The organism is Paracidovorax citrulli (genome assembly GCF_900100305.1).
GTDB lineage: Bacteria > Pseudomonadota > Gammaproteobacteria > Burkholderiales > Burkholderiaceae_C > Paracidovorax > Paracidovorax citrulli.
The window spans coordinates 25,892-49,373 of sequence record NZ_FNEY01000006.1; the positions used below are offsets into that span (position 1 = coordinate 25,892).

The following is a 23,482-nucleotide window of genomic DNA, read 5'->3' on the forward strand; positions in this document are numbered from 1 at the left end:
GGCCGGCCGGCGGGATCGATACACTTGTGACGATATGTTCAATCCATAAATCCGTCACGGCCGCCCCATCGACCCCTCCATGCGCCTGTTCCGCCCGCCGTCCTCCGGCTCCTTCCTTCGCGCCCTGTTCTCCGAAAGCCCGGCGGCCACTGCCGTGCTGTTGGTGGTCGGCATGGCGGCGATGTTCATCCCCGTCATGCAGTTGCTGGACACGGGGCTGGGCGGCCCCTACGTCGTCGAGCAATTCCTGGACATGGTGGCGGTGCTGATCGGCGTGCTGGCCGTGTCGGTATCGCTGCACATGCTGGATGAAAGCGCCCAGGGCCGCGCCAACATCCTGGTGGCGGGCTTGGCGACTGCCGCCGTCTGCAACTTCCTCCATGGCGTCCTGCCGCACCAGCCGCTGGGGACGGGCCAGGACGCACAGGTGGCGGTTTCGCGCTATTTCTCCCTCTGGGGGCATGGCGTGGAGTCGGTGACGCTGCTGCTGTTCGCCCTGCGTGCTTCGGCCGCGGGCCCGGGCATGGCCTGGGCCCTGGTGTCTGCCCTGGCGTCCCTGGCCATCGCCTGGACGGCCACGACGGACGTGCCGCGCGACTGGCTGGTGGCTGCGGGCCATGCCCCGCTACGCATCGCCGCGCTGGTGTCCGGGACGCTCATGGCCCTGTCCGCGTGCCTGTTCTACGGCATGCGCCAGCGCCGCACGGACGCTTCGGTGAAACGCCATGGCCGGCGCCGCACCATGGCCGCCGCCGCCGTGTCGATGGCGGCGGCGCAGTTCCTCATGGCGGTTCCGCCGGAGCGGTTCTACTGGGCCCGCATGCTCGCGCACGCCCTGCACGTGGCGGGCTATGCCCTCTTGTTCCAGGCGGTCTTCATCGCCGGCATACGCATGCCCTACGCCCGGCTGCGGGAGGCGGAGTCCCGCCTGCGCGAAAGCGAGTCGCGCCTGCAGTTGCTCGGTCGCAACCTGCCCGACAGCGTGCCCTACCAGATGGTCCGCGAGCCCGACGGCCGCCGTCGGTTCGTCCACATGGGCGAGGCGCTGGAGCGGCTCGTGGGGGTGAGCGCCGCCGACGTCATGGAGGATGCGCAGCGCCTGTTCGACCGCATCGATCCCGAAGACCGGGCGGCCCAGGCCGAGGCGGATGAAGTCTCCTACCGCACGATGGGCGTGGGGGAGTCGGTGGTGCGCATGCGGCGCATGGACGGCGCGCCGCGGTGGATACGGCTGAGTTCCTCGCCGCGGCTGCTGCAGGGGGGCAGCGGCCGCGTCATCTGGGACGGCGTCCTCACCGACGTGACGCAACAGCGGGAGGCCCAGGACCTGAGCCGGGCGCACGAAATCCAGCTCGCCAGCCTGCTGGGCCGCATGCCGGGGGGCATTTCCCGGCTCGACCGCGACCTGCGCATCCTCTACGTCAATCCGTCGCAGGCCCAGTGGCTGCGCCGCACACCGCAGGAGCTGGAGGGGCAGCGTGCTTCCGACGTCCTGTCCGCGGAACTCTTGCAGTCCTTGCATCCGCACATGCTGCAGGCCCTGCAGGGGCGGCCGGTGGTGTTCGACTACCGCTCGCCCTACAGGGGGGCCGGGCCGGAGTTCTTCCACACCACCATCATTCCGGAAACCGGGCCGGACGGGCGCGTCGTGGCGATCATGGTGTTCGCCGTCGATGTGACGGAGCAGAAGCACCTGGCGCTGGAGCTCAGCCAGCAGCGCTCGCGGCTCGCCAGCCTCGTCAACGCCATTCCGGACGTGGTGTTCCTCAAGGACGCTGCCGGGCGCTACCTCTCCTGCAACCCGGTGTTCGAGCGTTACCTGGGCCGGCGCGAGCGCGACATCGTCGGACTGGGCGACGAGGAACTGATGACTCCCGTCGAAGCCGCCCGCGTGCGCCAGCTCGACGAGCGGGCGATGGCCGCCTGGCAACCCCTGGTGTACGAGGAAACGCTCACCTTCGCCGAGGATGGCTATGCCGGCTACTTCGAAACCATCAAGACCCCGATCCGTGACATGCACGGGCACGTCACGGGATTGCTCAGCGTGAGCCGCGACATCACCGACCGCAAGAAGGCCGAGCAGCAGATCGAGCTGCTGGCCTTCTTCGACGCCCTCACCGGGCTGCCGAACCGGCGCCTGCTGCTGGACCGGCTGCAGCGGGCCGGCGCCGCCTGCCAGCGCAACGAGAAGCTGGGTGCGCTGCTGTTCATCGATCTGGACAACTTCAAGGACCTCAACGATACGCTCGGGCACGACATGGGCGACCGCCTGCTGGTGCAGGTGGCGCAGCGGCTGCAGGAGTGCGTGCGCACCTCCGATACCGTGGCCCGTTTCGGGGGCGACGAATTCGTGGTCATGCTCGAAGGCCTGGACGCCGACACCGCCCTCGCGGCGCTGCAGGCCGAGCAGGTCGCGGAGAAACTGCTCGCGCAGCTCAACCGGCCCTTCGAGATGGGCGCGCAGCAGCACTACAGCACGCCCAGCATCGGCATCACCCTCTTCGGCGACCAGCGGCGTACCGTGGACGAACTGCTCAAGCGCGCCGATCTCGCCATGTACCAGGCCAAGGCCGCGGGCCGGAACACCCAGCGGTTCTTCGATCCGGACATGCAGGCCCAGGTGACAGCGCGTTCGCAGCTGGAGTCCGACCTCCGCCAGGGCATCGCGCGGCATGAACTCACCGTGCACCTGCAGCCGATCGTGGACGGCAGCACGCGCCTGTGCGGCGCGGAAGCGCTCGTGCGCTGGCGGCACCCCGTGAAAGGCCTGATCAGCCCCGCGGATTTCATCCCGCTCGCCGAGGAGACCGGCCTCATCCTCCCGCTGGGCCGGCAGGTGCTGCAGACCGCGTGCGAGCAACTCGTGCGCTGGGCCACGCACCCCGCCACGGCGTCGTTCACCATCGCGGTGAACGTGAGCGCCCGCCAGTTCCGCCAGCCCGATTTCGTGGCGGAGGTGCTGGGAACGCTCGCGGGCACCGGGGCGAACCCGCAGCGGCTCAAGCTCGAACTCACCGAAAGCCTGCTGCTGGGCGATGTGGAAGACACGATCTGCCGCATGGCGCAGCTCAAGCGGGTCGGCGTGGGCTTCGCGCTGGACGATTTCGGCACCGGCTATTCGTCGCTGAGCTACCTCAAGCGCCTTCCGCTCGACCTGGTGAAAATCGACCAGAGCTTCGTGCGCGACGTGCTCACCGACCCCAATGACGCCGCCATCGTCCGCACCATTCTTGCGCTGGCCAAGAGCCTCGATCTGCAGGTCGTGGCCGAAGGGGTGGAAACCGCCGGCCAGCTGAGTTTTCTCAAGCTGCACGGCTGCGAGGGCTTCCAGGGCTATCTGTTCGGCAGGCCGGTGCCGCTGGAGGCTTTCGAGCGCGAGCACGACCTTCCCGTTGCGGTGGAGCCCTCCAGGGTCCTGGGAACCGCCGGCGTGGCGGTCTGACATGCGGATCGGATGGATCGATTCCGGGACGGCCGGTGAATGCTCCGCGGCGGCGGCATCCCTGGCATCGCAGGGCGGGCAATGGGGGCATGCGTGGGACGTCGTCCCGGTGTCCTGGTTCTCCCTGCGCGAAGGGCCCGGCCCGGGCGCGGGCTTCGACGCCGTGGTGCTGGTGCCGCCGCCGCATGCGGGCACGCTGCCGGCATGGTCCGTCCAGCCCGGCCGGCGCCTGCCGCTGCTGCTCTACCTCGACGCCCAGCCGCAGCAGGAGGCGCTGGCGGCCCGCGCGTTGCGTGCCGGGCCCGGAGACTATGTCCTGAGATCGGGGCCGGGCGACGGCACGATGCGCGAACTGGCACTGCGGCTGGCGGCCCTGCTGGCCTCCTGCGAACGGAACAGCTTCGGCGGGACGCGGCCTGGGATGGCACGGCAGGAAGGGGGCGGGGTCGCCAGCCCTCCCGGCCACGCCGCGACGCCTGAAATGCTGCGCACGGCGCTCGACCACATGGCCTCGGGCCTGCTCATCCTCGGGACGGATCGCCGTGTGCGCTTCTACAACGACCGCCTTCCCGAGATGCTCGACCTGCCGCGCACCTTGCTCGATGCCGCCCCCACCCTGGCGGAACTCAAGCAATGGCAGACGCGGCGTGGCGACTTCGGGCCCGGCTTCGAGCGGGTGGACGAGCGGGGACGGCCCTACGTGGAGAGTGGCGACGGCGTTCCGCCCCCGGGCGTCTATTGGCGCAAGACACCCGACGGGCGCATGCTCGAGGTTTTCACTGCGCCCCTGCCGGGAGGGGAGTGGCTGCGCACCTTTTCCGACGTGACTCCGCACATGCTGCTGCAGTCGGAACTGCGGCTCAGCGAGGCCCGGTTCCGCAGCCTGTGCGACCTGTCCTCCGACTGGTACTGGGAGCAGGATGCCGAGCACCGTTTCGTCCACTTCAACCAGGGTCTCAACGGCCTGGGTATCGCCGTGGACGAGGCGGTCGGCCGCACACGATGGGAACTGGGTGCGCCCAATCTCTCGGCGGAAGACTGGGCGGAGCACCGGCGCGTCCTGGCGGCCCGCCAGCCCTTCCGGGACCTGGAGTTGCAGCGTACCGCGGCCGACGGCCGCGTGTCCTGGGTCTCCGTGAGCGGGATCCCGGTCTTCAGCGCGGACGGCGCCTTCCTGGGTTACCGGGGCGTCGGCCGGGACATCACCGAGCGCAAGCGCGTGGACGCGGAAATCGAGCGCCTGGCGTTCTTCGACCCGCTGACCGGGCTGCCCAACCGGCGCCTGCTCACCGACCGCCTGCGCCGCGCCATCGGCACGGCGGCGCGGGAGCGCAGCCATGGAGCACTGCTCTTCCTCGATCTGGACAATTTCAAGGACCTCAACGACACGCTCGGGCACGACATGGGCGACCGCCTCCTCGTGCAGGCCGCGCAGCGCCTGCTCGCCTGCGCTGGCGCGGGCGACACGGTCAGCCGGTTCGGCGGCGACGAGTTCGTGGTGCTGGCGGAGGGCCTGCCGGGCGACATGCACCGGGCCCGTGCCGATGCGGCCGTGCTGGCGAACCGCATCACCGCGGCACTGGGCAGGCCCTATGCGGTCGGGGGGATGGGACACCACCACAGCACGCCCAGCATCGGGCTGGCGCTGTTCGGCGGCGGCACGGGGGACGGGGCCGGCGTGGACGACCTGCTCAAGCATGCCGACCTCGCCATGTACCAGGCCAAGGCCGCCGGGCGCAACACGATCCGCTTTTTCGATCCCTCGATGCTGCAGGCCGTCCTCGCGCGCGCGGCGCTCGAATCGGAATTGCGGCTCGCGCTCGAGTCGGACGAACTCCTGCTGCACTACCAGCCGCTCGTGAACGGCGACGGCAGCATGCTGGGCGCGGAAGCGCTGGTGCGCTGGCGCCACCCGCAGCGCGGCCTGGTGATGCCCGGGGAATTCATCCCCGCGGCGGAGCAGGGCGGACTGATCGTCGCGCTGGGGCAATGGGTCCTGGAACGGGCCTGCGCGCAACTGGTGGCGTGGAGCCGGAGCGCCGCCACGGCGCAGCTCGTGCTCGCGGTGAACGTGAGCGTGCGCCAGTTCCGCCAGCCCGATTTCGTGGACCAGTTGCTGCAGACGCTGCGCCGCAGCGGGGCACAGCCGCGGCTGCTGAAGATCGAGCTCACCGAGAGCCTGCTCATGGCGGACGTGGAAGACGTGATCGCGCGCATGGAGCAACTGCGGGCGCACGGGGTGGGTTTCGCCATCGACGACTTCGGCACGGGCTACTCGTCGCTCGCCTACCTCAAGCGGCTGCCGCTGGACCAGCTCAAGATCGACCAGAGCTTCGTGCGCGACGTGCTGACCGATCCCAACGATGCCGCCATCGTGCGGACCATCCTGGCGCTGGCCCGCAGCCTCGACCTGGAGGTGGTCGCCGAAGGGGTGGAAACCACGGGCCAGCTGAAATTCCTGCAGCGCCACGGCTGCAAGGCGTTCCAGGGCCACCTCTTCGGGCGGCCCGCGCCCGCCGCCGTGCTGGAGAGGGCGTTGCGCCCCGCGCTGTGATTCTCCGCCACGGCGGCGCCCGGGTTTGACCTGCCTCGCCTCCGGCGCCCGGGCCAGCCCGCACAATCGGCCCATGCAACATACACGACAGACCGTGCTCCTGGTCGCGGGCGGCGGCATCGGAGGCCTGTCCGCGGCCCTCGCGGCTTCGCGCGCGGGCTGGTCGGTGGACCTGTACGAGCGCGCCCCCGTTTTCAGCGAAGTGGGCGCGGGAGTGCAGCTCGGGCCGAATGCGGTGAGGCTGCTGCATGCCTGGGGACTGGAGTCCGCGCTACAGGCCGTCGCCGCGTATCCCGAACGGCTGCAGGTGCGCAGCGCGCTGGATGGCCGGGTGCTGGCGGCCATGCCGCTGGGCACGGCCATCGCGTCCCGCTACGGAGCCCCCTATGTGGCAATCCACCGCGCGGACCTGCACGGCCTGCTGCTGGAGGCCGTGCGCGGACGTCCCGGCGTCGAGCTGCATCTCGGCGAGACCATCGCGGACCACTGGGAGCACGCAGCAGGCGTCACGGTGCGAACGGTGGCGGGGCACCCGGTGCAAGGGGCCGCCTTCGTCGGGGCCGACGGACTGCGCAGCGCCACGCGCGCCCGGATGCTGGGGGCGGAGCCCGCGCGGATATCCGGCCACCTGGCCTACCGGACGGTAGTGCCGCAGCAGGCACTGCCCGAGCGCCTGCGCACGACGCAGGTCACGGCCTGGCTGGGGCCGGGCCTGCATGTGGTCCAGTATCCGGTGCGCAGGGGCGAACTCATGAACATCGTCGCCATCCGCCATGGACGGGCGCCGGAGGACCTCGACCACTGGGACCATGCCGGCAACGCGGGGGACCTGGAAGGGGCGCTGCGCCCCACCTGCACGGAGCTGCAAGACCTGGTGCGCGCCGTGCCGCAAGCGGGCGGCGGCTGGCGCCTCTGGCCGCTGTCCGACCGGCCTCCGCTGTCCGGACCGCATGAGATGGCGCGTGGCAGGGTGGCCTTGCTGGGCGATGCCGCCCATCCGATGCGGCCCTATCTGGCGCAGGGCGCCGGCATGGCGATCGAGGATGCCGCCGCGCTCGGGCTGGCCCTGTCCGGTGGCGGCGGCGACGTGCCGGGCCGCCTGGCGCGCTACGCGGCCGGACGGTGGCGGCGCAATGCGCGCGTGCAGGCCAGGGCCGAGCGCAACGGCAGGATCTTCCATGCCAGGGGCCCCGTGCGCTGGGCCCGCGACGCCTCCCTGCGCCTGCTCGGAGCGCGTCTGCTCGACCAGCCCTGGCTTTACCGGGGCGAGGCCGCGGAAGCGATGGCCGCAGGTCCCGGCAGCAGCCGGTAGGCGAGCGCGCCCGCGGCGAGCAGCCCGGCGATGGTGCACAGCACCGCCGTATAGGTGCCAGCGTACCCCGATTACCCGCCCTGGCAATGCGCCGAACGCGACGCAGGAGGATTCAAAGGCTGGTGCGGAGCCGCCAGATCTCCGGAAACAGCACCACGTCCAGCATGCGCCGCAGGTAGCTCACGCCGCCCGTGCCGCCGGTGCCGCGCTTGAACCCGATCACGCGCTCCACCGTGGTCACGTGGCGGAATCGCCAGAGGCGGAAGGCATCCTCCAGGTCCGTGAGCTTCTCGCCCAGCTGGTACAGGTCCCAGTAGCGCTGCGTATCGCGATAGACGGCGAGCCAGGCGCCCTCCACCGCATCGCTCCCGGCATAGGGCTGCGTCCAGTCGCGGTCCGTGTGGCTCGCGGGCACGGGAATGCCCCGGCGGGCCAGCAGGCGCAGTGCCTCGTCGTAGAGCGAGGGCGCCTCGTAGGCGGCCTGCACCTGCGCGAGCAGGTCCGGCCGGTGCGCATGCGGCTTGAGCATCGCCGCGTTCTTGTTGCCCAGCGAGAACTCGATGCAGCGGTACTGGTAGCTCTGGAAGCCGCTCGACTGCGCGAGATAGGGCCGGATGGCGCTGTACTCGGGCGGCGTCATCGTGGCCAGCACATCCCAGGCATGGACCAGCTGTTCCATGATCTTGGACACCCGGGCCAGCATCTTGAAGGCCGGCGGCAGGTCGTCCCGCGCCACATGGTCGATCGCGGCGCGCAGCTCGTGCAGCATGAGCTTCATCCACAGCTCGCTGGTCTGGTGCTGCACGATGAACAGCATCTCGTTGTGGTTGGGCGACAGCGGCTTCTGCGCGTTCAGGATCGCGTCGAGCTGCAGGTAGTCGCCATAGCTCATGTCGCGGCTGAAATCGAGCTGCGCGCGCTCGTCGTGCACGATGGCTTCGGGCCGGGACGCGTGCGCGGAAGAGGCCGCGGCCGCGGACGAAGGCGCGCTGGATGCTTGCGTGGCGTGGGGGCACATGGTGCGATGTCTCCTGCCGGCCTTCAGGTCACGGCGTGTTGCTGGTTGAACTCGGGGCGGCGCCATTCGCTGCTGTCCAGGACGGCGCGCAGGTGCTCCACGGCATTCCATACGTCCTCGAAGCCGAGGTAGAGCGGGGTGAAGCCGAAGCGCAGGATGTCCTTGTGCGGTCCCTGGCCGCCGTCGCCCTTGCGGAAGTCGCCGATCACGCCGCGCGCGATCAGCGCCTGCACGATCGCGTAGGCGCCGCTCCCCTGGCCGTCCACGCCCTGGCCCTCGTCGCGCGTCAGGCACACCTGGGAGCCGCGCCGCGCGTGCTCGCGGGGCGTCGCCAGGCCCAGGCCGTGGCCGGCGCAGCGCTCCTCCACCAGCCGGATGAACAGGTCCGTGAGCGCCAGCGATTTCGCGCGCAGCGCCTGCATGCCGCCCAGCGGCTGCGCGGCGGTGAACACGTCCAGACCGCACTGCAGCGCCGAGAGGCTGATGATCGGCTGCGTGCCGCACAGGTAGCGCGCGATGCCCGGGGCGGGCTGGTAGTCCGGCGTGAACGCGAACGGCGCTGCATGGCCCCACCAGCCCGACAGGGGCTGCCAGAAGCGGCCGGTATGGCGCGGATGCACCCAGACGAACGCCGGGGCGCCGGGGCCGCCATTGAGGTACTTGTAGCCGCAGCCGATCGAGAAGTCCGCGCCCGCGCCGCGCAGGTCCACCGGCACCGCGCCCGCGCTGTGCGCCAGGTCCCACACGCAGAGGATGCCCTGCGCATGCGCCGCGGCGGTGACGGCCGCCATGTCGTGCATCGCGCCCGTGCGGTAGTTCACGTGCGTGAGCATCAGCACCGCCACGTCGCCCGTGAGCGCGGCAGGAATCTCTTCGGGCTCCACCAGCACCAGTTCCAGGCCGCGCTCGCGGCACAGGCCTTCGGCGATGTAGAGATCGGTGGGGAAGTTGCTGCGCTCGCTCACGATGCGGCGGCGCGCGGGCGCGTCCTCGCGGGCGATGTTCAGCGCGGCGCTCAGCACCTTGTAGAGGTTGATGGACGTGCTGTCCGTGCAGACGACTTCGCCGGCCCCGGCGCCGATCAGCGGCGCGAGCTGGTCGCCCAGGCGCTGCGGCAGGTCGAACCAGCTGGCGCTGTTCCACGAGCGGATCAGGTCGGTACCCCATTCCCGGGCCACCACCTCGGCGATGCGCGCGGGGGCGGCTTTCGGCAGCACGCCCAGGGAGTTGCCGTCCAGGTAGATCACCCCGTCGGGCAGCTGGAAATGGCCGCGCAGCGGGCGCAGGGGGTCGTGCGCATCCAGTGCGCGGCAGTCGTCGAGTGTGGTCATGGTCAAGGGCAGGGCAAGAGATCGGGAAGGGGGCGGCGGGAAGGCCGTGTCAGGCCGGCGTCCGAAGCACCGCGCGCACGGGCGAGGCGTCGGCCGTGGTGAGCTTCAGCGGCAGGGCGATCAGTTCGTAGTCGCCTTCTGGCACCTCGTCGAGCACGAGGTTCTCCAGCACGCGCAGCCCGCGCCGGCGGATCACCTGGTGGCTGTCCAGCGACTTGCTGTCGGCGGGGTCGATGCTGGCGGTGTCGATGCCCACCAGAACCACGCCCAGGTCGGCCAGGCGTTCGATGGTGTCCGGTGCGTAGGCGGCCAGCGCGGCATCCCAGCGGTCCAGCGGCATGCGTTCATAGGTGCGTACGAGCACGCGCTGCGGCAGGGCGGGCCGGTCGGCGCCCAGCGCGTGGGCGATGTGCTCCCATGCGACCAGCGGGCCCCTGCCGATCGCATGGATCACGCGGCAGGGGCCGATGAAGGCATCGAGCGGCACGTCGCCGATCGTCGCTCCCTGCGGGTCGTAGTGAAGGGGCGCGTCCGCATGCGTGCCGACGTGCGGCGACATCGCGAGGGCGCTCACGTTCACCGGGCACTGCGGGCCGATCGTGGCGCACCACTGCTGCGAATAGGGCGTGTCGCCGGGGAACACCGGGCTGCCGGCGTGTACCGGCGCGGAAATGTCCCACAGCATGCGGGGGGTGGTCATGGGCGCTCCTTGGGCGGCATCGCTGCCAACGCGCGCATCCTAGGCAGGGCAGCGGCGCGTGGTGTCGTTTAATCCCTACAGCTCTGAAAATTGGAAAAATCTGCCCCGTGTGGCTGGATGGGGAAAAATTTATGCAAACGGAACTGGATCGGACCGACCGCCAGATCGTGGCGGCCCTGCAGGACGACGCCCGCCTGACCTCGGGCGAGCTCGCGCAGATCGCGCACCTGTCCCAATCGCCCTGCTGGCGGCGGGTGAAGCGGCTGGAGGAAGAAGGCGTGATCGCGGGCTACCACGCCGCGCTCGACCGCCGGGCGCTGGGACTCGGAGTGATGGTGTTCGTGATGGTGGGCATCGACCACCAGACCGAAGCTTCGTCGCTGCCTTTCGAGGAGGCGGTGTGCGCCATTCCCGAGGTGGTCATGTTCCACGGCATCTCCGGGCCCGAGGATTTCATGCTCGTGGTGGTCGCGCGCGACCTGGACGATTACTCGCAGCTGCTGCAGAACCGCCTGCACCGCCTGCCCGGCGTGCGGCGTGTGCACAGCTATTTCTCGCTGCAGGAGTTCAAGGGCCGCGTCGGCGGCCTCCCCGTGCCGGCTACAGGATGAAGCCTTCCGGCAGCGGCCCCATGCCGTGCCGGCGCCTCGCCCGGCCGCAGGCCTCGCTGCCGGCCTCGAACTCGCGGCAGGGCGACGGCCGCCATTCATAGATGCCGCAGGCCGCCCGCGTTCCCACCGTGCCCGACAGCGCGGCGCAGCGCGGGGGCGCGTGGTCCGTCCCGCGCATGCGGCGCAGGCCGGCGTTCACTTCCACCGTGAGGCCGGCGGGCACGCTGCCCCCTTCATCCTCCGATTCGTGGACCGAGAAATCGACGCGGAAGCTCGCGCAGCAGGCGCCGCAGCTCAGGCAGGGGTGGATGCTCATGAAAATCCGGGAACGTTGCGGGCCGGATTGTGCCCAACGCGGCGGGGATGTCGGCCACCGGCTGTCCCTCTCTCGCCGGGACGAGAGAAAATCCAGGCATTCCCCAGAACCATCACGGCCGGCAGGGGTCTGTGATCCATCGCAAGGCCTCCGGGGGCTTGGTCTGTAGAATGAGAATTAATATCATTACCAACAATAACACCCATGAAAACGAACGCTGAAGACGCGGCCGGGCCTGCGCGCGCCCGGCCCACCGCCCCGTCATCGACCTTGGGGCTGGACCGGCTGCCGCGCAGCGTGCCCGCGCATGTCGCGGCCCTCCAGCCCGCGCGGGACGACCGCGAACAGGCCCTCGTGCAGCGCCTCATGGAAATCGGCTTCCTGCCCGGCGAGCCCGTGCGCGTCGTGGCCAGCGGTTTCCCCGGCGGCGATCCGCTGGCCGTGCGCATCGGCCAGGCCACCTTCGCGCTGCGGCGCCACGAGGCGGCGCTGGTGCAGGTGCAGCCGGAGGCCACGGCATGACCGCGCAGGCGTCCACCGCATCCGCGCAGCCGCTGCGCATCGCCCTGCTGGGCAACCCCAACTGCGGCAAGACCGCGCTCTTCAACCTGCTGACCGGCGCACGGCAGAAGGTCGCCAACTACGCGGGCGTCACCGTCGAACGCAAGGAAGGGCACCTGCAGACCGCCGGCGGCCGCCGCGTGCGCGTGCTCGACCTGCCCGGCACGTACAGCCTGAACGCCCACAGCCTCGACGAGGCCGTCACGCGCGACATCGTTACGGGACGGCGCGCGGGCGAGCCGCTGCCCGACCTGCTCGTGTGCGTGACCGACGCGACGCATCTGCGGCTCAACCTGCGCCTGGTGCTCGAAGCCCGCGCGCTCGGCCTGCCGATGGTGCTGGCGCTCAACATGAGCGACATGGCCGAGCGCCAGGGCATCACGATCGACCGCGAGGTGCTGTCGCGCGAGCTGGGCATGCCGGTGATCGGCACCGTGGGCGTGCGCGCCGGGGGCGTGCGCGAGCTGCTGCAGTGGTTGGACCAGGCGCAGCCTTCGGCGCTGGCCGCACCAGCAGTACCGTCGCCTGCCGCCGGCAGCGGCACGCAGCCCCAGGTGGCGGAACTGCACCAGGAGGTGCGCCGCATCATGGACCTCGCCGTGCGCGAGCCCCAGGTGAGCCTGCGCCGCGACGACCGCATCGACGCCGTGGTGCTGCACCCGGTGTGGGGCCTGCTGCTGCTGGCCGCCACGCTGTTCCTGATGTTCCAGGCGGTGTTCAGCTGGGCCGAGGCCCCCATGGGCTGGATCGAGGGCGCCACGGCCGCGGCCGGCGCCTGGATCAATGCCCACATGGCCGAAGGCACGCTGCGCAGCCTGCTCACCGACGGCATCATCGCGGGCGCGGGCGGCGTGGTGGTGTTCCTGCCGCAGATCCTGATCCTGTTCTTCTTCATCCTCGTGCTCGAGGATTCCGGCTACCTGCCGCGCGCCGCGTTCCTGCTCGACCGCGTCATGGGCACGGTGGGGCTCTCCGGCCGGTCGTTCATTCCGCTGCTCTCGAGCTTCGCCTGCGCCATTCCCGGGGTGATGGCCACGCGCTCGATTCCCGACTGGCGCGACCGGCTGGTGACCATCATGATCGCGCCGCTGATGACCTGCTCGGCGCGGCTGCCGGTGTATGCGCTGCTGATCGCCGCCTTCATCCCCGAGCGGACCGTGGGTGGCGTGTTCAACCTGCAGGGCCTGGTGCTGTTCGGCCTGTACGTGGGCGGCATCGTGAGCGCCATGGCCGTCGCGGCCGTGGCCAAGCTGGCACGCCGCAACACCGGGGCGACGCCGCTGCTGATGGAGCTGCCCGCCTACCGCTGGCCCAGCCTGCGCGGCCTGGGCCTGGGCCTCTGGGAGCGGGCGCTGATTTTCCTGCGCCGCGTGGGCGGCATCATCCTGGCCGTCACCATCCTGCTGTGGTTCCTGTCGTCGTTCCCCGGCGCGCCCGAAGGCGCCACGGGCCCGGCCATCGAATACAGCTTCGCTGGCCGCATCGGCAGCGCGCTCGCGGTGCTGTTCGCACCCATCGGCTTCAACTGGCAGATCAGCATCGCGCTGGTGCCCGGCATGGCCGCGCGCGAGGTCGCGGTAGGCGCCCTGGGCACGGTGTACGCGCTCTCCGCCACCGGCGACGATGCCGCCGCGCAGCTGGGGCCGCTGATCGCCGGCAGCTGGTCGCTCGCCACGGCGCTGTCGCTGCTGGTGTGGTTCATCTTCGCGCCGCAGTGCATCTCCACCATCGCCGCGGTGCGGCGCGAGACCAACGGCTGGCGCTACCCGCTCATCATGGTGGGCTACCTGTTCGGGCTGGCGTATGCCGCGAGCTTCGTCACCTACCGCATCGCACTCGCTCTCGGAGGAGGTTGAACCGCCATGGCCCAGGACATCATCGTCGGCCTGATCGTCGCCGCAGCCGTGCTCTACGTCGCGTGGCGCTACCTGCCGCGGCGCTGGCGCAGCCGCCTCGGCGCGGTGCATCCGGCCCTGGCCGGGCCGGCCGGCTGCGGGGGCTGCGACAGCTGTGGCAGCGGTGAAGGAACCGGCGGCGCGGGCGGCTGCTCGACGCAGCCCCGCGCGGCGGCGGGCAGCCATGAGGTTGTGCAGCCGATGGTCTTCCACCCGCCCGCGCAGGGCCGGGCGCACGACGGGGACGCAGCGAAGCCGCGCGCGGGCGAGGGCAGCGGCGACGCCTGAATTTTCATGAAGGGCTTTCCGCGCGATCAGAACGCGCCGCCGGCACCCAGCACGTCCAGCGCATGCGCCAGGTTCGCCCGCGCCTGCGCTTCATAACGGCTTCGGAACCATTCCGTGTCGTAGAGCGCAGGGCGTTCCAGGAACGAGCGCAGGATCGCGCAGCGGCCGGCGCGGTAGCGGGGCCAGCGCACGAAGCGGTATTCGCGCCGCACGTTGCGCTCGAAAGCGGCATACACCGCGGGCGGCTGGCCGAGGATGGCGAGGTCGATGTCCACCACCCAGCGGTCGTCGCCCGTCACTGCGGACGCGTGGCCGTGGCACGTCGCGAGGATGTGGCGTTCCACGGTGCTCACGGTGTCGGCAGGCAGGCCCTGGCCCTGCAGGAAGCTGCGTGCCCAGCGGGCGCTGCGCTCCTCGTTGCGGCCCGACCAGGGCCAGTAAACGGCGTCGTGGAACCAGAGCGCCAGGGCGACGGTACGCGGGTCGTCCATCGCCTCGGTGGCGGTCTCCGCACCCGGGCCGTGGCCGGCCAGATTGCGCGCGGCGTCCCAGTGGTCGAGGCAGGCCTGCAGGTGGTGCGTGTCGTGGTACGCCCGCGGCCAGAACGACCAGTGGCGCAGCAGCCGGCGGCCCTCCGCCGTCCAGGCCGGGCCCTGCCGCGAGAGGGCCGCCCCGAGCGCATCCCAGCGGCTCAGGAGCGCGCGGCGATCGGGAGCGGCCATGGCAGTGAAGAAAGGTGGAGCGCCGCTAGGCTTGAGGCAGGCGCCTCACGCGACCTGGCCGAGCAGCAGGTACTCCATCAGCGCCTTCTGCACGTGCATGCGGTTTTCCGCCTCGTCCCACACGACGGACTGCGGGCCGTCGATGACGTCCGCCTCCACTTCCTCGCCGCGGTGCGCCGGCAGGCAGTGCATGAAGAGCGCCTCCGGCCGCGCGGCGGCCATCATCTCGGCGTCCACGCACCAGTCGGCGAACGCCTTCTTGCGGGCCTCGTTCTCGGCCTCGTAGCCCATGCTGGTCCACACGTCGGTGGTGATGAGGTCGGCGCCGCGGCAGGCTTCCAGCGGGTCGCTGAACACCTTGTAATGCGACCCGGCCACCACGCCCGCGACGCGGCTGTCCACTTCGTAGCCGGAGGGGGTGCTCACATGCACGGTGAAGCCCAGCAGCTCGGCCGCCTGCAGCCAGGTGTTGGCCATGTTGTTGCCGTCGCCCACCCAGGCGACCGTCCTGCCCTGGATGGACCCCCGGTGCTCGATGAACGTGAAGATGTCCGCCAGGATCTGGCAGGGATGGAACTCGTTGGTGAGGCCATTGATGACCGGCACCCGCGAATGCGCCGCGAAGCGCTCGATCTTGGTCTGCTCGTAGGTGCGGATCATGACCAGATCCACCATGCGGCTGATGACCTTGGCGCTGTCCTCGATGGGCTCGGCGCGGCCGAGCTGGCTGTCGCCCGTGGTGAGGTGCACCACGCTGCCGCCGAGCTGGTACATGCCGGCCTCGAAGCTCACGCGCGTGCGCGTGCTGGCCTTCTCGAAGATCATGGCCAGCGTGCGGTCCGTGAGCGGATGGTGCTTCTCGTAGCGCTTGAACTTGCCCTTGATGACCGCCGCGCGTTCGAAGAGATAGGCGTATTCCTGAGCGGAAAAATCCTTGAATTGCAGGTAGTGCTTCATGTCGGAGGGAGCTTTCATTCGGCCAGGAAGGCCTTGACCAGCGGAACGAGCAGAGACACGATCTCGTCGGCCTCTTCGCGCGTGAGGATGAGCGCGGGCACCATGCGGATCACGCTGTCCGCGGTGACGGACAGCAGCAGGCCGGCTTCCGCGGCACGGCCCACGAGCACGCCGCACGGCCGGTCGAGCTCGATGCCCAGCATCAGGCCCTGGCCGCGGATGTCCTTCACCCCGGGCAACCCGCCCAGCTCGCGCTGCAGGGCCGCCTTCAGGTGGGCGCCCACGTCGGCCGCGTTCTGCAGCAGGCCTTCTTCTTCCATGATGCGGATGGTTTCCACGCCCGCACGCATGGCCAGCGGGTTGCCGCCGAAGGTCGTGCCGTGGTTGCCCGGCGCGAAGATGTTCGCGGCCTTGGGGCCGGCCACCACGGCGCCGATCGGCACGCCCGAGCCCAGGCCCTTGGCCAGCGGCATCACGTCCGGCACGATGCCGGCCCACTGGTGCGCGAACCACCTGCCGGTGCGGCCCATGCCGCACTGCACCTCGTCGATCATCATCAGCCAGCCGCGCTCGTCGCAGAGCTGCCGCAGCTGCTGCAGGTACTCGATGCGCATCGGGTTCACGCCGCCTTCGCCCTGGATGGTCTCGAAGAACACGGCCACCACGTCGGGGTTGCCCTCCGTGGCTTGGCGGATGGCCTCGATGTCGTTCATCGGCACGCGGATGAAGCCTTCGACCAGCGGGCCGAAGCCGGCCTGCACCTTCGGGTTGCCGGTGGCCGACAGGGTGGCGATGGAGCGGCCGTGGAAGGCCTTCTCATAGACCACGATCTGCGGGCGCCCGATGCCCTTGTCGTGGCCGTACTTGCGCGCCAGCTTGAGCGCGGCCTCGTTGGCCTCCAGCCCGGAATTGCAAAAGAACACGTTGGTCATGCCGGAACGCTCCACCAGCCGCGCGGCGAGCTGCTCCTGCAGGGGCACGTGGTAGTAATTGGAGCTGTGGATCAGCTTGGCCACCTGCTCCTGCAGCGCGGGCACCAGCTTCGGGTGGTTGTGGCCCAGCGTGTTCACGGCGATGCCGCCCAGCGCGTCGAGGTACTGCTTGCCGTCCACGTCCCAGACCCTGCAGCCCTGGCCTCGCTCGAGCGCGATCGGCAGGCGGCCGTAGGTGTTCATCACGTGGGGCGAGGCGGGCTGGGCGGAAGCGCTCATGCGGAGATCTCCAGGCGTTCGATGCGAATCGGGAAAGAATGCGCCGGTCCGGGGAGAAGGCCGCCCGGCGCGCGAAGGCACGATTCTAGGTGCAGGGCATGATGGAGCCATTGCCGATTGCGCATCACAGCCATGCGGGCCGGGGGAACGCCAGGGTCTTTGGGATGGGTAGCTCTTATATAAGAGTTAGAATGCTGGTCAGTAGCGCCTGGCGGCGATCCTGCGGCGATTCCACTCCACGACCCCCCGATCCCCCATGGTTTCCCCCAACTCGAAAGAAGTCTTCATCCAAGGCATCACCCACGACGGGAAAACCTTCCGCCCCAGCGACTGGGCAGAGCGCCTCGCGGGGGTCATGGGCCAGTTCCGGCCCGGCGGCGCCAGGCCCGGCAGCCATCTGAGCTATTCCCCCTGGTGCGTGCCCACCACCATGAATGGCGTGAAGTGCGTGGTGGTCCACCGCGACCTCCAGACGCATGAGCCCATGGCCTGGGACTTCGTCATGAATTTCGCGCGAGACAACGGCCTGCAGGTGGCCGAGGCCTGCCTGCTGCCGGACGGCGTTCCTGCCCCTGGGAAGGCCTGAGCCCCGCTGGGTCCTGCCTTTCCGCGAACCGGGCGCGCCGCTCCAGGCCATCGGGCTGCGCGTCCGCTCCCCCATCCCCGTTTCCCATGAGCCCGTCGCCCCGCCGGCAATGAAAAAGCCGCGCTGGTGGCATTGCCATCAGCGCGGCCAGGCGGGACGCCGGGGCGTTGGCCTCAGAGTGCCTGCATTTCCTTGTTCTGGTTGCGCGGAGCGGCCGGCATCACGGCGGCCGGCGCCGCCGGTGGCGTGGCGGACGGGGAGAGGTCTGCCGGAACGTCCAGGTAGGGCAGGTGCAGCGCCGCGCTGGTCATGCGCCGGATCTCGTTGGTCGTTGCGGCGCTTTCGTTGATCTTGCGGCCATACGACGGGATGATCTTCTGCAGGCGCGGCTTCCAGCCGGCGTCCGTCATCTGCTGGGGGAATGCCTTGGCCATCAGGTTCAGCATGATGTAGGGCGCCGTCGATGCCCCGGGAGAGGCACCCATCAGGGCCGCGATGGTGCCATCGGCGTCGGTCACGATCTCCGTCCCGAACTGCAGCACGGCGCCTTTCTCGGGATCGCGCTTGATCACCTGCACGCGCTGCCCGGCGGTCACCAGGCGCCAGTCCTCGCGCTTCGCCTGCGGGAAGTAGGCCTGCAGTTCCCTGTAGCGGTCCTCGTCGGTGAGTTCCGCCTGCTGCAGCAGGTACTTCACCAGATCGAGGTTGTGGATGCCCACGCGCAGCATGCCCACGAGATTGTCGTGCGTGACGGAAGAGAACAGGTCGAACCAGGAGCCGTGCTTGAGGAACTTCGTGGTGGCCAGGGCGAAGGGCCCGAAGAGCACGACCGGCTTGCCGTCCAGGTTGCGGGCGTCCATGTGCGGAACCGACATCGGCGGGGAGCCGGTGGAGGCGATGCCGTAGGCCTTCACGCCGTGGCGTGCGGTGAGTTCGGGGTTCTCGGTGGCGAGGAACTGCCCGCCCACGGGAAAGCCTGCGTAGTTCTTCGACTCGGGAATGCCCGATGCCTGCAGCAGCTTGAGGGCCGCGCCGCCGGCGCCCACGAAGACGAAGCGGGCCTTGATGGTCTTCTCCTTGCCGCCCTCGGCGAGCTGGGCCACGGTCACGTTCCAGGTCTTGTCGGCGTTCTGGCGCAGCGCGCGCACTTCGTGCTGCAGACTCAGCGTGAAGTTCGGGCTTTTTCGCAGGCCCTCCATGAGCTGGGTGGTCACCGCGCCGTAGTTCACGTCGGTGCCCAGGGGCATGTAGGTGGCGGCCACCTTCTGGCCCGGATCGCGGCCTTCGATCATCAGCGGAGCCCATTCGCGGATGCGGGCCTGGTCCTCCGAATACTGCATGCCGTAGAAGAGCGGATTGCTCACCAGCGCGGCGTGGCGCTTGCGCAGGTAGGCGATGTTGTCATCCCCCCAGACGAAGCTCATGTGGGGTGTCGGGTTGATGAAGGTGCCCGGCGCCTGCATGGCGCCGCGGCCGACCTGGTGTGCCCAGAACTGGCGCGACACCTCGAACTGCTCGGCGATGCCCACGGCGCGCCTGGTTTCGATGGAGCCGTCGGGAAGCTGCGGCGTGTAGTTCAGTTCCGCGAAGCCCGAATGCCCCGTGCCCGCGTTGTTCCAGCCATTGGAGCTTTCCAGGGCCACGCCATCCAGGCGCTCGAAGACCTGGATCTTCCAGTCGGGCTGCAGTTCCTGCAGATAGGTGGCCAGTGTCGTGCTCATGGTGCCGGCGCCGACCATCACCACATCGATGGGCTGGTCGTTTTCGGCAGGGGGACGGAGCGGGGGAACAGGGGCCAGTACAGGAACAGTACAGCGGCCAGGACGAGCACCAAGAGGGTGCCGGACAAGGCTTTGAACGTCTTTTTCATGGAACACGACGGCTGCGCGCGAAAGGCCTGCCATCAGGGCAGGCCGGGCATCGCTACCGGAGAACGGGAAATTTTGGAAGCGGGATTGTCCCACCAAAGTGAAAACCTTTACAAAAAACAAGTTTCACTTTCCCAGTCCATGGTATTGCGGTGCATGAACCCGCGGCGATACGCATGCGGCTCCACGCGGCCGGCGGCAGAGGCCGGAAACGAAAAAACCGCCCGAAGGCGGTTTCTCGTTTTCTTGCTGACAGCGCACCCGTTGCAAACGGCGGACGGCGGGGCCGCCCGGGCTGTTGCCTGAAGAGGGTCAGGCGGCCAGTGCCAGGGCTTTCACCTTGGCGGACAGGCGGCTCTTGTCGCGAGCGGCCTTGTTCTTGTGGAAGATGCCCTTGTCGGCGATCGTGTCGACCACGGACTGCATCTTGGCGAACAGTTCGGACGCCTTCGTCTTGTCGCCGGCCAGAACGGCCTTCTCGACGTTCTTGACGGCGGTGCGGTACTTCGAGCGCAGCGAGGTGTTGGCTGCGTTCAGCTTCACGTCCTGGCGCGCGCGCTTGCGGCCGGAGGCGAGGCGGGGGTTCTTTTTCTTGGGCTTGGCAGATGCCATGATGGATTCCTTAGGTGTCTGAGGATGATGTCAGCAAAGCCGGCGATTATAGCCCAGGCTTGCGCAAGGCGGTCTCCCCTGTCCATCATCCCCGGCCTGTGACGGCGGGCGCAGCGCATACACTCCTGCCCGTGTCCCTGTTCAAAGCCGCCTCCACCGTCTCCCTGCTGACCCTGGCCTCCCGCGTGTCGGGGCTGGCGCGCGATCTGCTGATGGCATCGATGTTCGGGGCCAGCGCGCTCACCGACGCCTTCAACGTCGCCTTCCGCATTCCCAACCTGTTTCGCCGCCTCTTCGCCGAAGGGGCGTTCAGCCAGGCCTTCGTGCCCGTGCTGGCCACGCACCGGGCGCAGCAGGGCGAGGACGCCACGCGCGAACTGATTTCGAGCGTGGCGACCGCGCTCTTCTGGGTGCTGCTGGCCTCCTGCCTCGCGGGCGTGCTGGGCGCTCCGCTGCTGGTCTGGCTGCTGGCCAGCGGCCTGCGGCAGAACCCGCAGGGCTACGATGCGGCCGTGCTGATGACGCGCTGGATGTTCCCCTACATCGGTTTCATGTCGCTGGTGGCGCTGTCCGCCGGCGTGCTCAATACCTGGAAGCGCTTCGCCGTGCCGGCGGCCACGCCGGTGCTGCTCAACCTCTGCATGATCCTGGCCGCGTGGCTGGGGGCGCCGCAACTGGCCGCCCGCGGCATCGAGCCCATCTACGCCATGGCGGGCGGCGTGATGCTGGGCGGCATCGCGCAACTGGCCGTGCAACTGCCGGCGCTGCACCGGCTGCGGCTGCTGCCGCGCATCGGCATGTCTCCCGGCGCGGTCCGGGCCGCCTGGCAGGCGCCGGGGGTGCGGCGCATCCTCGTGCTCATGGGGCCGGCGCTGCTGGGCGTGGGCGTGGCGCAGATCTCCCTGATGATCAACACGCAGATCGCTTCCTACCTGGCCCCGGGCAGCGTCACCTGGCTGTTCTACGCGGACCGCCTGATGGAGTTCCCCACTTCGCTGCTGGGCGTCGCCCTGGGCGTGGTGCTCACGCCGCAGCTGGCGGCCGCCCGTGCCGCCGGCGACGCGCAGCGCTATTCCGCCATGCTGGACTGGGGCCTGCGCATCGTGGTGGTGCTGTCCGTGCCGTGCGCCGTGGCCCTGCTCACCTTCGCGCAGCCGCTGGTGGCCACGCTGTTCCACCATGGTGCGCTGCACGACGGCGACGTGGGGCAGATCGCCCTGGCGCTCGCCGGCTACGGCGTGGGGTTGCTGGGGCTCGTCGCCATCAAGGTGCTCGCTCCCGGCTATTACGCCAGCCAGGACATCCGCACTCCCGTGCGCATCGCGGTGGTCGTGCTCTGCGTGACCCAGCTGCTCAACGCCGTCCTGGTGCCGACGCTGGAACATGCGGGCCTGGCGCTGTCCATCGGGCTGGGCGCGCTGGTGAACGCCCTGTGGCTGCTGGTGGGGCTGCTGCGCCGCGGCAGCTTCCAGCCGCAGCCCGGCTGGGGCCGGCTGCTGCTGCAGGTCGTGGCGGCCAGCGCACTGCTGGCGATTTTCCTGATCTGGGCCAGCCGGTACATCGACTGGATCGCGATGCGGGCGCACGAGGCGCAGCGGGTGGGATGGCTCGCGGTGTTCCTGGCGGGGGCGGCGGTGCTGTATTTCGGCGCGCTGTGGGCGGCCGGGATGAAACTGCGCCAGCTGCTGCGCCGCTGAAGCCCGACAGAAATTTTACCAATGCGTGGAATGCGTCTGCTTGACGCCCCCCGGCGCGCGCCCGTACAACCGCTGGCATGCCTCTGAGCTATTCCCTACCGACACCGCTCGAATATTTCGCCGCTCTCGTGCAGAGCGACGAGCATTTTCCGCTACTGGAAGCTGCGGCCTGCATCGCCCACGACGAGTACCCCGAATTCGACGTGCAGCAGTTGCTCGGCGACATGGACCAATTGCTGGCCCGGGTGCGTCGCCGGTTGCCGGAGGACGCATCCTCCCTGCAGCGGCTGCGGTCGCTCAACCAGTTCTTCTTCCACGACCTGGGCTTCGGCGGCAACGTCAACAACTACTACGACCCGGACAACAGCTATCTGAACGCCGTGCTGCGCACGCGCCGCGGCATCCCGATCTCGCTGGCCGTGCTGTGGATGGAACTGGCGCAGGGGCTCGGACTGCATGCGCGGGGCATCTCGTTTCCCGGGCATTTCATGGTCAAGGTGCTGCTGCCGCGCGGACAGGTGGTGCTGGACCCGACCACGGGCCAGTCCCTGTCCCGCGAAGACCTGGCCGAGCGTCTGGAGCCGTTCCGGCGGCGCAGCGGCCTGGTGGACGATTTCGAGGTGCCCCTGGGGCTCTACCTGCAGGCCGCCCCGGCCCGCGAGGTCATCGCCCGCATGCTGCGCAACCTGAAGGAAATCCACCGTTCCCAGCAGGATTGGGGACGCCTCGCGGCCGTGCAGGAGCGGCTGGTGGTGCTGCTGCCCGATGCCTGGGGCGAGTGGCGGGACCGCGGCCTCGCGCGGGCCGAACTGGGCCATGCGGAAGGAGCGGTGTCGGACCTCGAAACCTATCTGGCCCATGCCGAGGATGCGCTCGATGTCGATGCCATCGCCGCGCGGCTCGAGCAGCTGCGGCGTGCCGGGGACTGACGGGCCGCGGCGGCCGCCTCACTGCCGCGCCGTGCGGACGTTGGCTGGCAGCGCCTGGGGGTGGCTGGTGCGCAGCGGGTTGATGTCCAGCCCGCCACGGCGGGTGTAGCGCGCGTACACCGACAGCTTGATCGGGCGGCAGCGCGTCCACAGGTCCATGAAGATGCGCTCCACGCATTGTTCGTGGAACTCGTTGTGGTTGCGGAAACTGACCAGGTACCGCAGCAGGCCGGCCTGGTCGATCTGGGCTCCGCTGTACTCGATGCGCACGCTGCCCCAGTCCGGCTGCCCGGTCACCAGGCAGTTGCTCTTGAGCAGGTGGCTGGTGAGCGTTTCCGTGACGGGGGCCTCGCCATGGTTCGCATGCAGCAGCTCCGGGGCGGGGGTGTAGTGCGTGCACTCCACGTCCAGGCGGTCCAGCAGCAGGCCGTCGAGCTCCTGCACGGGTTCGCGGTCGAACATCTCGGGCAGCACCAGTTTCACGCCCACGGTCGCCTGGCGGTCCGAACCGCGCCACGCGGCCTCGCTGATGTCCGTCCGGATGCGCGTCTGCACTTGTGCGGCATCCGCGAATCGCGTGTTGTTGAAGCTGTTCAGGTAGAGCTTGAACGACTTGCTCTCGATGATGTTGGGGGTCTCGCAGGGAACGGTGATGTGCGCGAGGGCGACCTGCGGCTTGCCGCGCAGGTTCAGCCACGACAGCTCGAAGGCGGTCCACAGGTCCGCCCCGAAAAAGGGCGGGGTGCCCGTCACGCCGATTTCGTGGCGCTTGGGCTGGCGGGGCAGGGGGAACAGCAGCGAGGCGTCGTACTGGTCGGCATAGCCGGAGACGCGGCCCAGCTGGGATTGGTCGGGAGTATTCATGGTGTGTC

19 protein-coding genes and 1 pseudogene are annotated in these 23,482 nt (G+C 69.6%); 10 read left to right on the forward strand and 10 right to left on the reverse strand.

All coding sequences use genetic code 11. From position 1 onward, the window contains the following. Positions 1-79: 79 nt before the first annotated feature. The 3 genes from BLR99_RS05695 to BLR99_RS05705 all read left to right on the forward strand — a co-directional run bounded on the left by BLR99_RS05695 (position 80) and on the right by BLR99_RS05705 (position 7,308). Positions 80-3,442, forward strand: coding sequence for an EAL domain-containing protein (locus tag BLR99_RS05695; protein ID WP_011794297.1), 3,363 nt, complete (start codon positions 80-82; stop codon positions 3,440-3,442). Between the two features lies 1 nt (position 3,443). Then, positions 3,444-5,996 carry a putative bifunctional diguanylate cyclase/phosphodiesterase gene (locus BLR99_RS05700; protein ID WP_011794298.1) on the forward strand — a complete coding sequence of 851 codons (2,553 nt, stop codon included), beginning with the start codon at positions 3,444-3,446 and terminating at the stop codon, positions 5,994-5,996. Between the two features lie 73 nt (positions 5,997-6,069). Next, a complete protein-coding gene (locus BLR99_RS05705; protein WP_011794299.1) occupies positions 6,070-7,308 on the forward strand; it encodes an FAD-dependent monooxygenase in 1,239 nt (412 codons plus the stop codon). Between the two features lie 112 nt (positions 7,309-7,420). Here the strand turns inward: BLR99_RS05705 and kynA are convergent, their stop codons facing one another. From kynA to kynB, 3 genes are read right to left on the reverse strand one after another with little or no spacing between them, the layout of a single operon-like run. Continuing rightward, a complete protein-coding gene (gene kynA / locus BLR99_RS05710; protein ID WP_011794300.1) occupies positions 7,421-8,326 on the reverse strand; it encodes a tryptophan 2,3-dioxygenase in 906 nt (301 codons plus the stop codon). 23 nt (positions 8,327-8,349) lie between these two features. Continuing rightward, on the reverse strand, positions 8,350-9,657 hold the full coding sequence (gene kynU / locus BLR99_RS05715; protein WP_011794301.1) for a kynureninase: 1,308 nt from the start codon (positions 9,655-9,657) through the stop codon (positions 8,350-8,352). Positions 9,658-9,706: 49 nt separating this feature from the next. Further along, positions 9,707-10,357: an arylformamidase gene (gene kynB, locus BLR99_RS05720; RefSeq protein WP_011794302.1), complete on the reverse strand. Its 651-nt coding sequence runs from the start codon at positions 10,355-10,357 to the stop codon at positions 9,707-9,709. A 131-nt stretch (positions 10,358-10,488) separates the two neighbouring features. Here kynB and BLR99_RS05725 point away from each other — a divergent pair, with 131 nt between their 5' ends. Further along, positions 10,489-10,968, forward strand: a complete 480-nt coding sequence (locus BLR99_RS05725) for an Lrp/AsnC family transcriptional regulator (RefSeq protein WP_011794303.1) — start codon at positions 10,489-10,491, stop codon at positions 10,966-10,968. Here BLR99_RS05725 and BLR99_RS05730 read toward each other — a convergent pair. Further along, positions 10,958-11,284 (reverse strand): YkgJ family cysteine cluster protein, encoded by a 327-nt coding sequence (locus BLR99_RS05730; RefSeq protein ID WP_011794304.1) that lies wholly within the window; start codon positions 11,282-11,284, stop codon positions 10,958-10,960. The two genes, BLR99_RS05725 and BLR99_RS05730, sit on opposite strands and share 11 nt — an antisense overlap. 204 nt (positions 11,285-11,488) lie before the next feature. Here BLR99_RS05730 and BLR99_RS05735 point away from each other — a divergent pair, with 204 nt between their 5' ends. The 3 genes from BLR99_RS05735 to BLR99_RS05745 are packed head-to-tail and all read left to right on the forward strand — an operon-like array spanning position 11,489 to position 14,028. Beyond that, on the forward strand, positions 11,489-11,806 hold the full coding sequence (locus tag BLR99_RS05735) for a FeoA family protein (protein WP_046060852.1): 318 nt from the start codon (positions 11,489-11,491) through the stop codon (positions 11,804-11,806). Next, a complete protein-coding gene (feoB, locus tag BLR99_RS05740) occupies positions 11,803-13,701 on the forward strand; it encodes a ferrous iron transporter B (protein ID WP_017439635.1) in 1,899 nt (632 codons plus the stop codon). Before BLR99_RS05735 ends, feoB begins: the two co-directional genes overlap by 4 nt. A 6-nt stretch (positions 13,702-13,707) precedes the next feature. Then, positions 13,708-14,028, forward strand: a complete 321-nt coding sequence (locus BLR99_RS05745; protein WP_041827256.1) for a FeoB-associated Cys-rich membrane protein — start codon at positions 13,708-13,710, stop codon at positions 14,026-14,028. Between the two features lie 26 nt (positions 14,029-14,054). On the opposite strand, the gene BLR99_RS05750 is transcribed toward BLR99_RS05745, so the two are convergent. The 3 genes from BLR99_RS05750 to BLR99_RS05760 are packed head-to-tail and all read right to left on the reverse strand — an operon-like array spanning position 14,055 to position 16,918. After that, on the reverse strand, positions 14,055-14,750 hold the full coding sequence (locus BLR99_RS05750; protein ID WP_017438545.1) for an HD domain-containing protein: 696 nt from the start codon (positions 14,748-14,750) through the stop codon (positions 14,055-14,057). Between the two features lie 45 nt (positions 14,751-14,795). Beyond that, entirely contained in the window at positions 14,796-15,725 is a 930-nt protein-coding gene (gene argF, locus BLR99_RS05755) for an ornithine carbamoyltransferase (RefSeq protein ID WP_017438544.1), read from the reverse strand. Further along, complete coding sequence (locus BLR99_RS05760; RefSeq protein ID WP_011794309.1) at positions 15,722-16,918, reverse strand: aspartate aminotransferase family protein; 1,197 nt, start codon at positions 16,916-16,918, stop codon at positions 15,722-15,724. Before BLR99_RS05760 ends, argF begins: the two co-directional genes overlap by 4 nt. 256 nt (positions 16,919-17,174) lie before the next feature. Between BLR99_RS05760 and BLR99_RS05765 the strand changes: the two genes are divergently transcribed. Continuing rightward, entirely contained in the window at positions 17,175-17,504 is a 330-nt protein-coding gene (locus BLR99_RS05765; protein WP_011794310.1) for a DUF3579 domain-containing protein, read from the forward strand. Positions 17,505-17,677: 173 nt separating this feature from the next. Here BLR99_RS05765 and mqo read toward each other — a convergent pair. Further along, positions 17,678-19,374: pseudogene (gene mqo / locus BLR99_RS05770) on the reverse strand (malate dehydrogenase (quinone)). 310 nt (positions 19,375-19,684) lie between these two features. After that, positions 19,685-19,984 (reverse strand): 30S ribosomal protein S20, encoded by a 300-nt coding sequence (gene rpsT, locus BLR99_RS05775; RefSeq protein WP_011794312.1) that lies wholly within the window; start codon positions 19,982-19,984, stop codon positions 19,685-19,687. A gap of 131 nt (positions 19,985-20,115) precedes the next feature. On the opposite strand from rpsT, the gene murJ reads away from it, so the two are divergent. Beyond that, on the forward strand, positions 20,116-21,681 hold the full coding sequence (gene murJ / locus BLR99_RS05780; RefSeq protein WP_041827838.1) for a murein biosynthesis integral membrane protein MurJ: 1,566 nt from the start codon (positions 20,116-20,118) through the stop codon (positions 21,679-21,681). Positions 21,682-21,758: 77 nt separating this feature from the next. Continuing rightward, positions 21,759-22,610, forward strand: a complete 852-nt coding sequence (locus BLR99_RS05785; RefSeq protein WP_046060853.1) for a SirB1 family protein — start codon at positions 21,759-21,761, stop codon at positions 22,608-22,610. Positions 22,611-22,628: 18 nt separating this feature from the next. Here BLR99_RS05785 and queF read toward each other — a convergent pair whose 3' ends face one another. After that, positions 22,629-23,474, reverse strand: coding sequence for an NADPH-dependent 7-cyano-7-deazaguanine reductase QueF (queF, locus tag BLR99_RS05790; protein ID WP_046060887.1), 846 nt, complete (start codon positions 23,472-23,474; stop codon positions 22,629-22,631). Positions 23,475-23,482 lie beyond the last annotated feature (8 nt).

Coding starts and splice junctions, on each gene's coding strand:
- BLR99_RS05695 (WP_011794297.1), top strand. CDS start 80: ATGCGCCTGTTCCGCCCGCCGTCCTCCGGCTCCTTCCTTCGCGCCCTG.
- BLR99_RS05760 (WP_011794309.1), bottom strand. CDS start 16,918: ATGAGCGCTTCCGCCCAGCCCGCCTCGCCCCACGTGATGAACACCTAC.
- argF (WP_017438544.1), bottom strand. CDS start 15,725: ATGAAAGCTCCCTCCGACATGAAGCACTACCTGCAATTCAAGGATTTT.
- kynB (WP_011794302.1), bottom strand. CDS start 10,357: ATGACCACCCCCCGCATGCTGTGGGACATTTCCGCGCCGGTACACGCC.
- kynA (WP_011794300.1), bottom strand. CDS start 8,326: ATGTGCCCCCACGCCACGCAAGCATCCAGCGCGCCTTCGTCCGCGGCC.
- BLR99_RS05750 (WP_017438545.1), bottom strand. CDS start 14,750: ATGGCCGCTCCCGATCGCCGCGCGCTCCTGAGCCGCTGGGATGCGCTC.
- rpsT (WP_011794312.1), bottom strand. CDS start 19,984: ATGGCATCTGCCAAGCCCAAGAAAAAGAACCCCCGCCTCGCCTCCGGC.
- BLR99_RS05735 (WP_046060852.1), top strand. CDS start 11,489: ATGAAAACGAACGCTGAAGACGCGGCCGGGCCTGCGCGCGCCCGGCCC.
- feoB (WP_017439635.1), top strand. CDS start 11,803: ATGACCGCGCAGGCGTCCACCGCATCCGCGCAGCCGCTGCGCATCGCC.
- queF (WP_046060887.1), bottom strand. CDS start 23,474: ATGAATACTCCCGACCAATCCCAGCTGGGCCGCGTCTCCGGCTATGCC.
- BLR99_RS05745 (WP_041827256.1), top strand. CDS start 13,708: ATGGCCCAGGACATCATCGTCGGCCTGATCGTCGCCGCAGCCGTGCTC.
- BLR99_RS05725 (WP_011794303.1), top strand. CDS start 10,489: ATGCAAACGGAACTGGATCGGACCGACCGCCAGATCGTGGCGGCCCTG.
- BLR99_RS05730 (WP_011794304.1), bottom strand. CDS start 11,284: ATGAGCATCCACCCCTGCCTGAGCTGCGGCGCCTGCTGCGCGAGCTTC.
- kynU (WP_011794301.1), bottom strand. CDS start 9,657: ATGACCACACTCGACGACTGCCGCGCACTGGATGCGCACGACCCCCTG.
- BLR99_RS05700 (WP_011794298.1), top strand. CDS start 3,444: ATGCGGATCGGATGGATCGATTCCGGGACGGCCGGTGAATGCTCCGCG.
- BLR99_RS05765 (WP_011794310.1), top strand. CDS start 17,175: ATGGTTTCCCCCAACTCGAAAGAAGTCTTCATCCAAGGCATCACCCAC.
- BLR99_RS05705 (WP_011794299.1), top strand. CDS start 6,070: ATGCAACATACACGACAGACCGTGCTCCTGGTCGCGGGCGGCGGCATC.
- BLR99_RS05785 (WP_046060853.1), top strand. CDS start 21,759: ATGCCTCTGAGCTATTCCCTACCGACACCGCTCGAATATTTCGCCGCT.